The 15,134-nt window shown below is 52.3% G+C and carries 15 protein-coding genes and 1 tRNA gene; 4 read left to right on the plus strand and 12 right to left on the minus strand.

The window, feature by feature from the left end:
* Positions 1-13: 13 nt before the first annotated feature.
* Positions 14-100: transfer RNA gene (locus B4N58_RS06535), tRNA-Leu, on the plus strand.
* Positions 101-235: 135 nt separating this feature from the next.
* On the opposite strand, the gene B4N58_RS06540 is transcribed toward B4N58_RS06535, so the two are convergent.
* The 10 genes from B4N58_RS06540 to B4N58_RS06585 form a co-directional block, all read right to left on the minus strand.
* A complete protein-coding gene (locus tag B4N58_RS06540) occupies positions 236-1,267 on the minus strand; it encodes a DUF481 domain-containing protein (protein ID WP_198006793.1) in 1,032 nt (343 codons plus the stop codon).
* A 145-nt stretch (positions 1,268-1,412) separates the two neighbouring features.
* On the minus strand, positions 1,413-1,889 hold the full coding sequence (locus tag B4N58_RS06545; RefSeq protein WP_291747194.1) for a phosphoribosyltransferase: 477 nt from the start codon (positions 1,887-1,889) through the stop codon (positions 1,413-1,415).
* Positions 1,890-1,906: 17 nt separating this feature from the next.
* Positions 1,907-3,208: an adenylosuccinate synthase gene (locus B4N58_RS06550; RefSeq protein WP_040512347.1), complete on the minus strand. Its 1,302-nt coding sequence runs from the start codon at positions 3,206-3,208 to the stop codon at positions 1,907-1,909.
* The gene (locus tag B4N58_RS06555; RefSeq protein ID WP_291747198.1) at positions 3,205-4,407 is read right to left on the minus strand and encodes an ATP phosphoribosyltransferase regulatory subunit; all 1,203 of its coding nucleotides are present in this window, start codon (positions 4,405-4,407) and stop codon (positions 3,205-3,207) included. Before B4N58_RS06555 ends, B4N58_RS06550 begins: the two co-directional genes overlap by 4 nt.
* 27 nt (positions 4,408-4,434) lie before the next feature.
* On the minus strand, positions 4,435-4,614 hold the full coding sequence (locus tag B4N58_RS06560; RefSeq protein ID WP_008248713.1) for a DUF2065 domain-containing protein: 180 nt from the start codon (positions 4,612-4,614) through the stop codon (positions 4,435-4,437).
* Between the two features lie 69 nt (positions 4,615-4,683).
* The gene (gene hflC, locus B4N58_RS06565; RefSeq protein WP_040512348.1) at positions 4,684-5,550 is read right to left on the minus strand and encodes a protease modulator HflC; all 867 of its coding nucleotides are present in this window, start codon (positions 5,548-5,550) and stop codon (positions 4,684-4,686) included.
* A 2-nt stretch (positions 5,551-5,552) separates the two neighbouring features.
* A complete protein-coding gene (gene hflK, locus B4N58_RS06570) occupies positions 5,553-6,848 on the minus strand; it encodes an FtsH protease activity modulator HflK (RefSeq protein WP_008248717.1) in 1,296 nt (431 codons plus the stop codon).
* Positions 6,849-6,884: 36 nt separating this feature from the next.
* Positions 6,885-8,006: a GTPase HflX gene (hflX, locus tag B4N58_RS06575; RefSeq protein WP_291747203.1), complete on the minus strand. Its 1,122-nt coding sequence runs from the start codon at positions 8,004-8,006 to the stop codon at positions 6,885-6,887.
* A 36-nt stretch (positions 8,007-8,042) separates the two neighbouring features.
* The gene (hfq, locus tag B4N58_RS06580; protein ID WP_008248719.1) at positions 8,043-8,276 is read right to left on the minus strand and encodes an RNA chaperone Hfq; all 234 of its coding nucleotides are present in this window, start codon (positions 8,274-8,276) and stop codon (positions 8,043-8,045) included.
* A gap of 179 nt (positions 8,277-8,455) precedes the next feature.
* The gene (locus B4N58_RS06585) at positions 8,456-9,823 is read right to left on the minus strand and encodes a YihY family inner membrane protein (protein ID WP_008248720.1); all 1,368 of its coding nucleotides are present in this window, start codon (positions 9,821-9,823) and stop codon (positions 8,456-8,458) included.
* Between the two features lie 50 nt (positions 9,824-9,873).
* On the opposite strand from B4N58_RS06585, the gene wrbA reads away from it, so the two are divergent.
* The 3 genes from wrbA to B4N58_RS06600 are packed head-to-tail and all read left to right on the plus strand — an operon-like array spanning position 9,874 to position 12,297.
* The gene (gene wrbA, locus B4N58_RS06590; RefSeq protein WP_291747208.1) at positions 9,874-10,479 is read left to right on the plus strand and encodes an NAD(P)H:quinone oxidoreductase; all 606 of its coding nucleotides are present in this window, start codon (positions 9,874-9,876) and stop codon (positions 10,477-10,479) included.
* Entirely contained in the window at positions 10,479-10,862 is a 384-nt protein-coding gene (locus B4N58_RS06595) for a DUF2069 domain-containing protein (RefSeq protein WP_008248722.1), read from the plus strand. The genes wrbA and B4N58_RS06595 overlap by 1 nt, the downstream gene beginning before the upstream one ends.
* A 4-nt stretch (positions 10,863-10,866) precedes the next feature.
* Positions 10,867-12,297 (plus strand): FAD-binding oxidoreductase, encoded by a 1,431-nt coding sequence (locus B4N58_RS06600; protein WP_291747212.1) that lies wholly within the window; start codon positions 10,867-10,869, stop codon positions 12,295-12,297.
* A 74-nt stretch (positions 12,298-12,371) separates the two neighbouring features.
* Here the strand turns inward: B4N58_RS06600 and dusA are convergent, their stop codons facing one another.
* Both dusA and typA read right to left on the minus strand, forming a co-directional pair.
* Positions 12,372-13,352 (minus strand): tRNA dihydrouridine(20/20a) synthase DusA, encoded by a 981-nt coding sequence (dusA, locus tag B4N58_RS06605; RefSeq protein ID WP_050771149.1) that lies wholly within the window; start codon positions 13,350-13,352, stop codon positions 12,372-12,374.
* 78 nt (positions 13,353-13,430) lie between these two features.
* Positions 13,431-15,134, minus strand: a 1,704-nt coding sequence (gene typA, locus B4N58_RS06610) for a translational GTPase TypA (protein ID WP_291747218.1), incomplete at its 5' end; no start/stop codon positions are given.

The raw sequence follows: 15,134 nt of genomic DNA on the forward strand, positions 1-15,134 counted from the left end.
GGCTCGCACCTGTGCCCAGGTGGCGGAATTGGTAGACGCGCTAGGTTCAGGTCCTAGTGGTGGTAACACTGTGGAGGTTCGAGTCCTCTCCTGGGCACCAGCAGTTTTCTCTGTAACATGTGCGTTCCAACGCAGTGTACAGCACTTTCCCGGCTTTAATTCTGAATTTCCAAAGCGCTTTGCGAATTTGCATTGCCGCTGGTGTCTGCAATACAAATTCGCCAAAAAATTTCACCTAAAAACCATAACCCACGCTGAAAATCAGGCTGGTATCGGTTTTCTTCACGCCGGGTGGCGGCATGTTGTCATAATCCACATTCACTTGCGTGGCCACATTCACATTTTCAACAATCGGAACACGCAAACCTACTTTGGTTTTGAACAAAGCGTCAGCTGTGTCCTCAAGGCTTACCGACAAATCATTGTTGTTGAAAAACACCAGGCGTTTGTTCCAGAATTTTCGCTCATAGTCCAATCCCAGGCTTAATGACGGAAACGACTCGTCTGGGGCAACAATATAATCTTCGTTGATGTAAGCCAAACCATATTCTGTTGATAACTTGGCACGCTCGGTTTCAAAAAACTGATAACCATAACCAGCACCCAGCGAGGTTCTCAAATTCAAGTCAGCCAATTTGTCCTGCTCGCCTTTGGCGTTCACAAACAGGTAATCTTTTTCGCTGAGAAATGCATCGTACTGGGTTAGCAAGTATCGGTTCGAAGTGGTGGTCACCCCTGCAGACTCTGCCTCGTTCACCTCAGCTGCCAGCGTGTATCTGTTCTCTGGGGTTCGAGCAATCAACTCCGCATCAAAATTCAGGGCGTCGTCTTCCGAGTTACCCCTATTGAATACGCCACCCAAGTTGGCTCTTCCGCTGTATTTCACCGAGTGATCCACCACAGGCGGATTAAACATCGCTATATCGGCCCTTGGCAGGGGCTTGGTGCGCCCCAAATCACCTTGATCGATAACCAGCTCGCCCTGTTGGCTCAACGTTACCCTGCCCTTTGCAGTGCTGCCATCTTTAAGCTTCACTGTGACGCCATCATCAGACTGCAATTCAAGAACCTGCTTCCAGGGCAACTCGACTTCGCCGAACAAGGGAGATTTTAAGGTAAGGATGTTGTCGCTTAGTTTGACAATTTCGCCAGTCAAGCGATCACCGTTTTTCAACACCACGTTGGCTGCGAAAACCGGGCCACTGAACAAGGACAGTGCAACTGCACAAGCGGGTGCAAATTTCAATAAAGGGGGGAGTTTTTTCACGTTTACTTCTTTTAAGACAGGCATTGTCCCGAGGTCTCCTTGGCAGGTAAATGGACCCATAGGATAACACATCGATTTTTAGGTCTTTTTAGACCGCAAATAAGGTATTTTTGAGAGAAGTTAGTACAAGATATTCAGGGGGATTTCAGAGAAAATCGCGGGTTTCAAATGGCTGCACAATCCAGACATCTGATTCGAGATATTCGGCAGCAAAATCGGGTTTGAAAACAGACCCGGGCTTTACCCAAACCACCGCCGTTTTCAGGTCAACAATGTCGGGACAAATCGTGCGTAGATGTTCGCACAAGGCCTGCAAGGTGTGCCCGGTGTCGGCCAGGTCGTCCACCAAAAGCACGTTACCACCCACTGGCGCAACCGCAGCTATGCTGGCGGAAAGCTGCAATTCGCCTTGGGTGGTACCCTCGCCATCACGATAGGACGACGCAGCGATTACAGCCATTGGTTTGCGCAAGGAACGAGACAAACCATCCGCCAGGAAAAGACCGCCTCGAGAAACCCCAAGGACACAATCAGGCTGAAAACCAGAACTTTGAACGGCCCGTACCACCTGATCAATCAGGTGGTGGTACTGCGCATAATCAATATGCAGCTTGTCGCTCATGCGCGAGAGTTCTTGGCTCAGGCTTTGTAGGGGTGACGCAGCACAATGGTTTCATCACGGTCAGGGCCGGTCGAAATCATGTCAACAGGCACACCGCACACTGCCTCCATGCGCTTCAGGTATGTTTTGGCCTCTTCCGGCAAATCGTCAAACTGTTTCACGCCGAAAGTTGTGCCCTTCCAGCCAGGGAAAATTTCAAAAATCGGCTTGCACCCCTCGACTTTGTCGCTACCAAAAGGAAGAATGTTGGTCTTGGTGCCATCGGCCAATTCATAGCCCACACACATTTGAATGGTTTCCATGCCATCCAGCACGTCTAGCTTGGTGATGCACAGGCCGGAAACACCGTTCAACTGAATGGTACGGCGCAAGGCAGCCGCATCAAACCAGCCACAGCGACGCGGACGACCGGTTACCGAACCAAACTCATTGCCCTTCTTGGCCAGGTACATGCCCTTCTCGCAAAACAATTCAGTCGGGAAAGGACCAGACCCCACGCGCGTTGCGTAGGCCTTGGTAATTCCCAATACATACTGCAAACGCTGTGGACCAACACCTGCGCCAGGCGAGGCCGCACCGGCGATACAGTTGGAACTGGTCACGAAAGGGAAAGTACCGTGGTCGATGTCAAGCAAGGCCCCTTGAGCACCTTCAAATAGCAGGTTTTTGCCTTCGTCATTGGCTTGCTGCAGCAAGGTAGGCACATCGGCCACCATATTCTTGATTCGAGGAGCAAGCGCCATGGCTTTGTCAAATACCACCTGCGCGTCGACAGGCTCAGCACCCAGGTATTGGGTCAAGACAAAGTTGTGGTAATCCAGCACTTCATCCAGTTTGGCGCGGAATTTCTCGGGATGAAACAGATCCTGAACACGAAGGGCACGGCGGGCGGCCTTGTCTTCATAGGCAGGGCCAATACCACGGCCAGTAGTACCTATTTTTGCATCGCCACGCTTGGCTTCGCGGGCTTTGTCCAGCGCAATGTGGTGGTCCAGAATCAATGGGCAGGTTTCGCTGATTTTCAGGCGACTTTCCACTGAAATGCCACCGGCTTGCAGTTCGTCAATTTCACTGAGCAAGGCCTCTGGTGACAAAACCACGCCATTGCCAATGTACACCTGCACATCAGGGCGCAAAATACCAGAGGGAATCAAACGCAAAATCGTTTTCTTGCCACCAATTACCAGTGTGTGGCCCGCATTGTGACCGCCCTGGAAACGAACAACGCCTTGGGCATGGTCAGTCAACCAGTCCACCACCTTGCCCTTGCCTTCGTCACCCCACTGGGTACCAATCACAACCACATTTCGAAAACTCATTTCAATTTCTCCTGATTCATGCCAATCGGCACCACTTTCCACACGGCGTTGGCCTGTACAAGCTGCCGATCACATACAAACTCTTCTTCCTCTTGGGCGGTATTGGGCAGCGACTGAAGCACCACCTCGCCCTGACTGCGCAATTCGCGAATCACAGCCATTAATTCAGTGTCATAAACCCAGGGAGCGCGAATGGCTGTTTTGGGCTTGGAATGCACAGCCTGCAAAGACACCAGTTCGCGCAAATCCACAGAGAAGCCGGTGGCAGGGCGGGCTCGGCCATACACGGCACCCACATCGTCATAGCGGCCACCACGCAGCACTGCATTGGGACAACCTTCTACGTAAGCTGAAAAAATCAGACCGCTGTGATAATCAAAACTGGCCAGGTCCGCCAAATCGAGAATGAGTGCAGGCATGGCCGACACCGTTTCCTGCAAGCGCGCAATCAAAGTGCGCAACTCATTGAGTACCGCACCCACCTTCGGGTTGCGGGGCAAGGTCTCGGCCGCCCGGTTCAGCACGCAATTGCCGCCACCGACCGAACCATACAAACTCAGCAAAGCCAGTACATTTGCCTTGCAGGCACCAGAAACGCCGGCCAGCAGCGTCTCAAGGGCAGGCCGGTCTTTTTGGGCCAAGCTATCGTGCAGACGACGAATGAGACTATCGGTAAGGCCTTCACCATCCACCACTGCGGCTAACAAACCCGCATGCGACAGGGCAAGGCGATAGCCCTTCAGCCCCGACAAATTCAATGTGTCAACAGCCAAATTCAATATTTCAAGATCGGCCTCAATGCCACCACAACCGTAAAGTTCAGCACCACATTGCAATGGCTCGCGGGTATTGTGCAAACCCAAAGCCTGCGTGTGAAGCACCGGTCCGCAATAACAAAGGCGGGTTACACCTTTTCGGTTCAAGATGTGAGCATCAATTCGAGCCACTTGGGGTGTTGTGTCTGCACGCAAACCCAACATACGCCCACTCGCCTGGTCCAGCAACTTGAAAGTTTGCAAATTCAGGGAAGCATCGGCATTGCCGAGCAGCGACTCGGTGTACTCCAGCATGGGTGGCATCACCAATTCATAGCCGTATACGCGAAAGCGGTCCAACAGGGACCGTCGCAATTCTTCGATTCGCCGGGCCTCGGAGGGCAATACATCGGCGACAGACTCTGGCAAAAGCCAAGCAGACATGACTATTCCAACTCTTAAACGAGTGTTCTAAAACAAAAAAAGCGTGATACCGATGAGAATCGCCACCAGCCCCACAAATCGTATTTGACCTTCTGTGAGCGAGGCAATCTTGAGAAAGGTCTCTTTCCATTGTTTTGGAAAAAGAAAAGGCATAAAGCCCTCGAGAATGAACACGAGGGCCAAAGCCAGCCAAAAGGTCTCGCTCATATCAATTTTCCCTGAGCCAGACCTTTCAAGCGAAGGTGATTAACCAACGCAAGCGCACGAAAGCCCAAGTTATTGCGTTTTCTGCAAAAACTTGAAGAAATCAGACTGCGGATCAACCACCATCACATCAGACTTGGATGTCAAAGACTTCTTGTAAGCATCCAGACTGCGGTAAAAGGAATAGAACTCGGGATTGCGACCAAAAGCGGCATTATAAATCGAACCGGCCTTTGCATCACCCTCCCCCTTGATAGTTTGTGCTTCTCTGTAGGCTTCAGCCAAAATTACAACCACTTGGCGGTCTGCATCCGCACGAATTTGCTCGGCTTCCGCTGCACCTGTGGCTCGCAAATCGTTGGCTACACGCTTTCGCTCGGCTTCCATGCGACGAAACACAGATTCACTGACTTCAGGTAGCAAATCTACGCGTTTCAAGCGAACGTCCAGAATTTCCACACCAATTTCCGCAGCCTCATCCTTCACCTTTTCAACCACGGTGTTCATCACTGTGGTGCGTTCGCCAGAGACCATTTGAGGCACGGTACGCTTGGTAATTTCTTCGTTCAAGGCAGACTTGACCACCTGAGACATGCGACTTTGAGCCAAGCGGGAATCACCACTCAAGCGAACAAAGTACAAGCGAGGATCGACAATACGCCACTTGATGTAAGAATCGATCAAGAGGTTCTTCTTCTCGGAGGTAATAAAACGCTCAGGTTCAGGTGTGTCGATGGTTTGAATGCGCTTGTCCAGAAAAATAACATTCTGGAAAGGCGCTGGCAGCTTGAAATACAAGCCAGGCTCCTGGCGTACTTCCTCAACCTGACCCAACGCGAACACAATGGCGTATTGGCGCTGATCCACCACATAAAGACAGGTATTGGCCACAAAAAAGCCAATCAACGCAGCCGCTACTACTACAAAAATCTTAGGCATGATTAACGAGCTCCCCGGTCACGATTGCGCATGGCATCGCGAATGCTAGTGTCAAATCCATCATTGGCATTACGTGGTGCAGATGGGCTGGTTTCAGCGGCCTTGGCGGCAGCGGCAGCAGATGTCGCATTGCTTTCAGCGTTTGATGAACCAGTTTTTTCAATCAACTTGTCCAATGGCAAATACAGAAGCTGGCTGTTTCCTTTGGAATCAACAATAACTTTGGTCACGTTGGTATAAATTTCCTGCATCGCATCGATGTACAGGCGATCACGCGTAACTTTTGGCGCTTTCTCATATTCGGTCAAAATTGCCTTGAAGCGAGCTGAATCACCCTCGGACTGGGCAACCACGCGTTCGCGATAACCATTCGCTTCTTCCAGCAAGCGGGCTGCATTGCCTCGGGCACGCGGAATCACATCGTTTGCATACGCCTCACCGTCGTTTTTCAAACGCTCGCGATCCTGGCCTGCTTTCACTGCGTCGTCAAACGCGGCTTGAACCTGTTCGGGAGGTTGAACACCTTGGACCGTGACGCTGGATACCAAAATACCCGTACCGTATTTGTCCAGAATTTCCTGCATCACTTCTGCAGTATTCAAAGCGATTTGCTCTCGGCCTTCGTAGAGCACGAAATCCATCTTGCTGCGACCCACCACCTCACGAATGGCCGTTTCAGCCGCCATTTTTACGGTTTCGTCGGGATCAATGGTGTTGAACAGGTAATCACCCGCGTCTTTCAAACGGTATTGAACCGCGAATTGAATGTCGATGATGTTTTCGTCTTCGGTCAGCATCAGCGCTTCTCGCAGCACCTTGCTTTTCACGTCATTGCGATAACCCACCTCAACAATGCGCACCTGAGAGGAGTTCACCACTTCATGCGACTGGATTGGGTAAGGCAAACGCCATTGGAAACCGGGCATCGAAGTGTGGTGGTACTTACCAAACTGCAACACCACGCCTTCGCGACCTTCCTGAACAATGTAAAAACCACTGGCCAACCAGACAAGTACCGCAACTACAATCACCGCGGTAAACCCTTTGCCTGCATTTTCCATGCTGGGGCCACCACTGCCGCCTCCCAAGGGGCCACGCGGACCGCCACCATTGCCGCCCTTCTTTCCGAACAGCCGGTTCAGCCTGCTGTTGAAGTCGCGCCACAGTTCATCAAGGTCTGGGGGGCCATCCTGACGGCCACCGGGACGGCGATTGTCTTGATCTTGAGGCTTTGCGGGTTCATCGTTGTTTTGATTACCCGATGAATTTCTGCCCCAATCCGGATCATTCATTGACATGCTTGTTCCTACTGCTGAAAAATTAATTGTTGACGTTCAGGCCCACTGCAATTCATCTGACTGCGTGTCTGCACCCCGACTTTGAGCATAGAAGTTGCCAGCAAGTTCAGTCAGACATTCACGTAATTCAGGAATTCCAAGCCCATAGCGCGCACTCACCGCCACGGACAAAATCTTACCATCGCCGTCACGCTCGACTTCCACAGAACGCTCACAGGCGTCTATTTTGTTCCAGATGATCACTTGTGGAACATCCCCCGCTTCAATCTCAAGCAACACCTTGTTGACCTCGTCGATTTGGCTGTGTCGAACCGGCGAGCTCACATCAACGACATGCAACAACACATCGGCGTGCACGGCACTTTCCAGGGTTGCTTTGAAAGCATCTACCAGGGAATGAGACAAATCGCGAATAAATCCAACGGTGTCCGACAAGGCCATATCTACCTTGGGTGCAAGCCAAACGCGGCGCGTGGTCGTGTCCAGAGTGGCAAAAAGCTGGTCTGCGGCGTACGCCTTGTCGCTTGCTATGGCATTGAACAAAGTGCTTTTACCCGCGTTGGTGTACCCCACAATAGCGACCGTAAACTGCCCTCGCCGTTCACGTTGCCTGCGCTGGGTTTGACGCTGTTTCTGGAGCTTCTCGAGCCGGGTTTTCAGCTGCTTGACCTTCACACCAATCAAGCGGCGATCTGTTTCCAGCTGGGTTTCACCAGGACCACGCATGCCAATACCGCCCTGCTGTCCATACAAATTCGCGTTTCCGCGCACCAACCGGGAGGCCATGTACTGAAGCTGGGCGAGTTCAACTTGTAACTTGCCCTCAAAACTGCGCGCGCGAATGGCAAAAATGTCTAGAATCAGACCCGTGCGATCGATTACACGACGCCCGAGCGCATTTTCAAGATTTCGCTGTTGAGCGGGGCTCAGGCTGTGGTTAAAGATGACAAGCTCGACTTCTTCGGCTTCGCAATGTGCAAGTATTTCCTGCACTTTGCCGGAGCCAATGAAAGTGGCTGAGTCGGGAGAACGCCGTTTGGACACGAAAACGCCAATCACCTCTGCACCAGCAGAGGTGGCCAGAAGAGCCAGCTCATCGACACTTTCGCGGAACTCGTGTTGACCTAGGTCAAGTGCAACCAGGGAACTACGCGTCATTTCAAACCGCGGAAAAATTTGAAAGTGAAGATAAGGTTACTCCTTCACCTCGGGGGTGAATGTAACTGAACGGCCAGGCACAACAGTCGAAATTGCGTGCTTGTAAACCATTTGGGTTACGGTATTACGCAGCAGAACCACGTATTGATCAAAAGACTCGATTTGGCCCTGAAGCTTGATGCCGTTGACCAGGTAAATGGACACGGGTACATGCTCTTTGCGCAGCAAATTGAGGAAGGGGTCTTGTAGTAGTTGCCCTTTGTTACTCATAACAGCTCCAGACTGTGTTGATATTATTAAATGTCAGAGCTTTTGGCTCGTCACGCTTAGTTTACAGAAAGCGCCTATGGGTGCCAAACGTAAGCCCTTCTTTTGTTGATATGGACACTCTTTTTTCATAAAAAGTTCAAATCAAACGCCAAAGAGTGATTCCCGTTGACATCACCCACTTAGCAGGGGGCTAACTCAAGCCATTGAGACAAGCGTGGGCGCCGGATAAACTCCTCCTGAAACTCAGTTAGTTTCGCTGTGGACTGGGGCAATCTGGCAGCCCATTCTGAGGTTAGTGAGGGGTCGTACCAAAGCGCTTTTGCAACCACTTCAGCGCTGATATTGGCGGGGTCGCAGATCAGGGCAAAGCGGTCATCGCCCCGCACAATTGCCAAAAGACCTATCACGCCATGGTCAATCAACAAACTCAAGATCTCGTCCAGTTGGTCGGGCGGCACCTTGGCAAACACCCGCAACTCTTCCATGGTCATGCCAGGCTTTTCCTGCTGCCGCGATTTTTCCAGTTCAACCAATACGCTCAAACCTTGCAGCCAGCGTTCACCAGGACGGTTGCTGGGGTTCCAGTAACCAGTGCGGGCCACCGGCAAAGCAGCAACGGTGCTGGCCCCCAAGAGTACAATGATCCAGCTGACGTAAATCCAGAGCAAAAAGATTGGAAACGCGGCCAAAGCACCATACAAAGCCGTGTAACTCGGAAAATGCGTGATGTAAGCGGCAAATGCCCGCTTTGAAATTTCGAACAAAACTGCGGCCAGCACGCCACCCACCAGCGCGTCTTTCCAATGCACTGCCCTGTTGGGCACAATCCGATAGATGAAAGCAAAGGCAAGTACTGTCAAAGTCAGAGGTATAAGGTTGAGGGCAGGAAACATGCCCCCCAGCACAGGGTTCACACCCGCCATGGTTTCACCGATCAGTGCAGTGGACACGCTGATGCTCAGCCCGATCAACACAGGAGCCAATGACAGGACAGCCCAGTACAACACAACCTTGTTCATGGTCGAGCGTTGACGCTTGACGTTCCAGATCTGATTAAACACCCGATCAACAGTGAACATGGTGGTTAAAGCAGTGATCACCAAGAACACAATGCCAATCGCAGTCAGCCCCTTCGCTTTGTCAGAAAACTGTGTGACATAGGTCAAAATGGTTTCAGACAAGGTTTCCGGAAAAAAACTGTCGATCAAATAGCCCTGCAAAGAAGACTGCAAACGATCGAACATCGGGAATGCCGTGAATATGGCCAACACGACAGTGGCCAAAGGCACCAAGGAAAGCACGGTGGTGAAAGTAAGGCTGGCTGCCACCTGCGGCAAACGCTGCTCGCTGATGCGCTGACTGACCAAGCGTGTAAATGCGATCCACCATCGCAAATTCAACGGAGACAGCTCAACATCGGCCACACTGAACGCACGGCGGGCACCACGCATGAAGCGGGCACGCCGTGTCTGGTTTTCTTCGACAGATTTGCCGATGGCTTTGAAACTCTTGGTCTCAGTTGTTTCGGAGGGTGCGGCTGAACTCATGCGCTTCGATACAATAGGGGTTCCAACAGCCCCCATGATAACCCCTAAGCATGATTGAAGTATTGGTCTTGTATTACAGCCGCCATGGCGCAACCGCGCAGTTGGCCCGTGAAATTGCGCAGGGCATTGACTCGGTAAAGGGAGTTTCGGCCAGAATTCGAACTGTACCCGCAGTGTCTGCAAACACGGAAGCAACCGAACCTGATATCCCCGAACAGGGCCCGCCTTACGCCGAGCCAGCTGACTTGAAAGAATGCGCTGGCCTTGCCATGGGCTCGCCCACACGGTTTGGCAACATGGCTGCGCCCATGAAGTATTTTCTGGACGGCACCGTTGGCACTTGGTTGGCTGGCGATTTGATCAACAAACCCTTTTGCGTTTTTACCAGCACGGGTAGCCTGCATGGTGGCCAGGAAACCACACTGACCAGCATGGCATTGCCATTGATTCACCATGGCATGCTTTGGCTGGGTATTCCCTATTCCGAGCAGGCACTGAATGACACACACACAGGTGGCACGCCCTATGGCGTAACCCATTGGGCAGGTGGACAGGGCCAGCACCCTGTTTCAGAACATGAAAAAATGTTGGCCAGAGCACAAGGTGCTCGCCTTGCGAAAGCCGCATTGGCCCTACAACACATGGACAAATCTTGATGAGCAGCACCCCTGAAATTGATTCAACCCGCAAAAAAGCATACTGGGCAACGGTAATCAGCCTGTTGGCATTAATCGCCCTGTGTGTAGCCTGGGAGCTTTTTATTGCGCCGATTCGCCCCGGTGGCAGCTGGCTGGTGCTGAAGGTGTTGCCCTTGCTGCTGGTGGTGCCGGGTATTTTCAAACAACGCGTACGAACCTACCAGGCCACATCACTGTTGGTGTGGCTATACTTTGCGGAAGGTGCCACACGCGCCAGTTCCGATCCGGCACTGGCCTCGCAGTTGATGGCCGGGCTGGAGGTGCTTTTGACCATTGCGCTGTTTGCCAGTGTCAGCGTATTCGCCCGCACCTACAAAGTACCCAAAACCAAGGTTGCTTGAACGCATGAATGAATTTTTGGAACAATTGCGCAAACAGGTACCTGGGCTGCTGATTAACACCGATGCAGCCTACATTGCCCGAGCGTGCACCGACTGGCGTAAACGCTACTGCACCACTGCGCTCGCTGTTCTGGAACCCATGAGTACCCGGCAGGTGCAGGCGATTGTAAAAACATGCGATGCGTTCAATGTGGCGATTTCAACCCAGGGTGGTAACACCGGATTGGTGGGCGGGGCAGTGCCAGCGGCCGACAGTGATCCGGTAAAACTAGCCCACGTGGTTCTTAAAACCGGGCGCATTCGTGAAGTATTGAAACTTGACGAAAGCAACCTGACCCTGACTGCCAGTGCTGGTTATACGCTGTACGAGATTCAGGAGTACGCACAGGCACACGGCTTTTTGTTTCCCCTCAGCCTGGCTTCGGAAGGCACCTGCACTTTGGGCGGCAACCTGGCGAGCAACGCAGGCGGCGTGGCCGTACTGCGCTATGGCAACACCCGTGAATTGTGCCTTGGACTTGAGTATGTGAACGCGCAAGGCGAGTTGTGTGGTGACTTGCGTGGACTTCGCAAAAACAACACTGGATATGACTTGCGCCATTTACTGATCGGCTCAGAAGGCACACTGGGTATTGTAACCACCGCCTGCATGAAGGTGTACCCTGCCCCGAAAAGCCGCTGCGTGGCCTGGCTGAATGTTGACAACATTCAAACCGCGGTGGATGCCTTGGGCTTTGTACAAGGCCACTTGTTCGGTGAACTCAGCAGCTACGAATGGATGAACGCCAATGCAATTGATGTGGTTCAAACCCATTTTCCTGCCCGCGCGCCTACCTGCCCTGGTGCTGTTGACCATGTGCTCGCTGAATTCACCTCATTGGGTTCCGAAACCACCTTGCGTGAACAAGTCACCAAAACACTCGAGGCGCTGTTGGAAGAGCTTCCCGGGGTACGCAACATCGCCATGGCTCAAAATGGACGGGAAATTGAAGCGTTTTGGGCATTGCGAGAAAACATTTCCGAAGCGCAGGCCAAAGAGGGTTTGAACGTGAAACACGATGTAGCCTGCGCTGTCTCGCAGCTACCCACATTTCACGACATGGCCCTGAATGACATTGCTGAGCACGGCGTGGATGTTCGGCCGGTGTTGTTTGGTCATTTGGGCGATGGCAACCTGCACTTCAATTTGTCGGCGCCCAAAAGCAGCGATGCCGCTGAATTTCTGAAGCAACACCAAACTTTGCTGAACAATTTGGTACACGATGCAATTCTTCGCTGCGGCGGTACCGTATCGGCTGAACATGGCATTGGACAGTTGAAAGCCGAACTACTGCGAGATATTACGAGTGCCAGCAACTATGCTGCATTCAAGGCCATCAAACAGGCCATGGATCCTAAAAACCTCTTGAACCCCGGCAAGCTGGTGTTGATATGAGCCCGGCAGCGGTTGCGGGTTTATTGATAACCTATTAAGAGATTGCAGCCATCTCGTCAGGGTTACCTGATTTCTCACTGCCGAGTTGACTTAACCATCATCGCCAGCGCGTCTTCAACCACCTGCCAGTTGTTGGCCTTCAGCCGGGTTGAATCCGACAACACTTGGCGGTAAAGCCTTCCACCGGGCTGTCCGTGAAACAGACCCAACCACGATTTTGTGATGCTTCGAATGCTCTCGCCCCGGCTCAACTCCTGTTCAGCATAGGCGCGCAATTCATCGATTACGTCCAAACGGGTTTTCTGAGTAGTTGGCTTACCAATCACTTCATCAAAGCCGGCCAATAGCCACGGATTGGAATAGGCCTCTCGACCAATCATGCAGCCATCTGCCCACTGAAGGTGACTTTCAATTGCTTCCAGGGTGGTAATCCCCCCATTCAAAATGATTTGAAGGTGCGGAAAATGTTGCTTCAGACGTTTGACCACCTCGTAACGCAAAGGAGGAATATCACGATTTTCCTTGGGTGACAGGCCTTTCAGCACTGCGTTGCGTGCATGCACAATGAAGGTGTTACAACCCGCCTCACTGACCTTGCCTACAAAGTCAAAAAGCATGGTTTCGCTTTCATCGTAATCAAGCCCGATCCGATGCTTCACAGTCACATCAATCGAGCAGGCGTCCCGCATGGCCTTCACGCAATCGGCCACCAAACCGGGCTCAGCCATCAGGCAGGCACCAAACGCACCTTTCTGAACCCGCTCGGAAGGGCAACCCACATTCATGTTCAATTCATCGTAACCCGCCTGCTCAATCCACTTGGCGCAACGTGCCATGTGCTCGGGGTCGCTGCCACCGAGCTGAAAAGCAACTGGGTGTTCTTCGTCATTGAATGCCAAAAAACGATTGCGATCGCCGTACACCAGCGCACCTGTAGTGATCATTTCGGTGTAAAGCCAGGTGTGCTGACTGATCGCACGGTGAAACCGGCGGCAATGCCGATCGGTCCAGTCGATCATTGGTGCAACAGATAAAGTTCTTGGTTTGAATGTCATGCTTCGGATTTTACAAACAAAAAGGGCGAGGCCAAAGCCACGCCCCTCTTGAAATCTGGCCTTTCAGCCAAACAAAACTTACGCTGCGTCGCGGCTTGCGCGCTTGCGCTCGTGTTCCTTCAGGAAGCGCTTGCGAATACGAATGTTCTTCGGTGTAATTTCCACCAATTCGTCTTCCGCAATAAATTCAACCGCGTATTCCAGATTCATCTGGATCGGTGGAACCAGGCGAACGGCTTCATCGGTACCTGATGAACGAACGTTGGTCAGCTGCTTGCCCTTGATCGGGTTCACAACCAGGTCGTTGTCACGGCTGTGAATACCGATCACCATGCCTTCGTACAGGGCTTCGCCCGGGGACACAAACATGCGGCCACGGTCTTGCAGTTTCCACAAGGCGTAGGCGACTGCATCACCATCATCTTGAGAAATCAGCACGCCGTTGTGACGCTCGGCCGAGCCGCCTTCGCGCACAGGTGCATATTGATCAAACACGTGGCTGATCAAGCCAGTGCCGCGTGTCAATGTCATGAAGTCGCCCTGGAAACCAATCAAGCCACGCGCTGGAATTTTGTATTCCAGACGAACACGGCCTTTGCCATCGGGAGACATGTCGAGCAAATCACCTTTACGTCGACCCAGTTCTTCCATCACGCCGCCCTGGTGTGAATCTTCCACATCCACGGTCAACATTTCATAGGGCTCGCACTTCACGCCGTCGATTTCCTTGAACACCACGCGTGGGCGGGAAACAGCCAACTCGTAGCCTTCACGGCGCATGTTTTCCAGCAAAATGGTTAGGTGCAATTCACCACGACCAGAGACTTCAAACACTGTATCGTCATCGGTGTCTTTCACGCGCAAAGCCACGTTGGCCTTCAATTCACGCTGCAAACGGTCACGCAACTGGCGGCTGGTTACAAACTTGCCTTCACGGCCTGCCAATGGGGAGGTGTTCACCATGAAGTTCATGGTCAAGGTTGGCTCGTCAATTGCCGGAATTTCCAAACCTTCCACGCAATCGGGTGCGCAAATTGTGGTACCGATACCGATTTCTTCAATACCATTGATCAGGCAAATATCACCGGCCTGTGCTTCATCTTCCTGAATACGCTCCAGACCGCGGAACTTTAGAACCTGGTTGATACGACCGTTGAATGGGGTGCCGTCTGGACCATTGATGCAGGTGACCTGCTGACCCACGCGCACCGTACCGCGCTTGATGCGGCCAATACCGATCTTGCCAACATAGCTGTTGTAATCCAGGGAGGTAATCTGGAACTGCAGTGGACCATTGGGGTCATCATCACGTACAGGAACGTACTTCAAAATCGCTTCGAACAATGGGCGCATGGTTCCTTCACGTACATCCGGTGTATCGCCTGCATAGCCATTCAAGCCAGATGCATACACAATCGGGAAGTCCAACTGCTCGTCGGTCGCACCCAACTTGTCGAACAAGTCGAAAGTCTGATCAATTACCCACTCAACGCGCGCACCTGGGCGGTCTACTTTGTTCACTACCACGATTGGCTTCAAACCCAAGGCCAAGGCCTTGCGGGTTACAAAGCGTGTTTGGGGCATGGGGCCTTCTACAGCGTCTACCAGCAACAGCACGGAATCAACCATCGACAACACGCGCTCCACTTCACCACCGAAGTCGGCGTGTCCTGGGGTGTCAACGATGTTGATGTGGGTGCCTTCATATTCAACCGCGCAGTTTTTTGACAGAATCGTGATGCCACGTTCTTTTTCAATGTCGTTGCTGTCCATCACGCGTTC

The sequence above is a fragment of the Limnobacter sp. UBA3528 genome (assembly GCF_002377005.1).
In the GTDB taxonomy this organism is placed as follows: domain Bacteria; phylum Pseudomonadota; class Gammaproteobacteria; order Burkholderiales; family Burkholderiaceae_B; genus Limnobacter.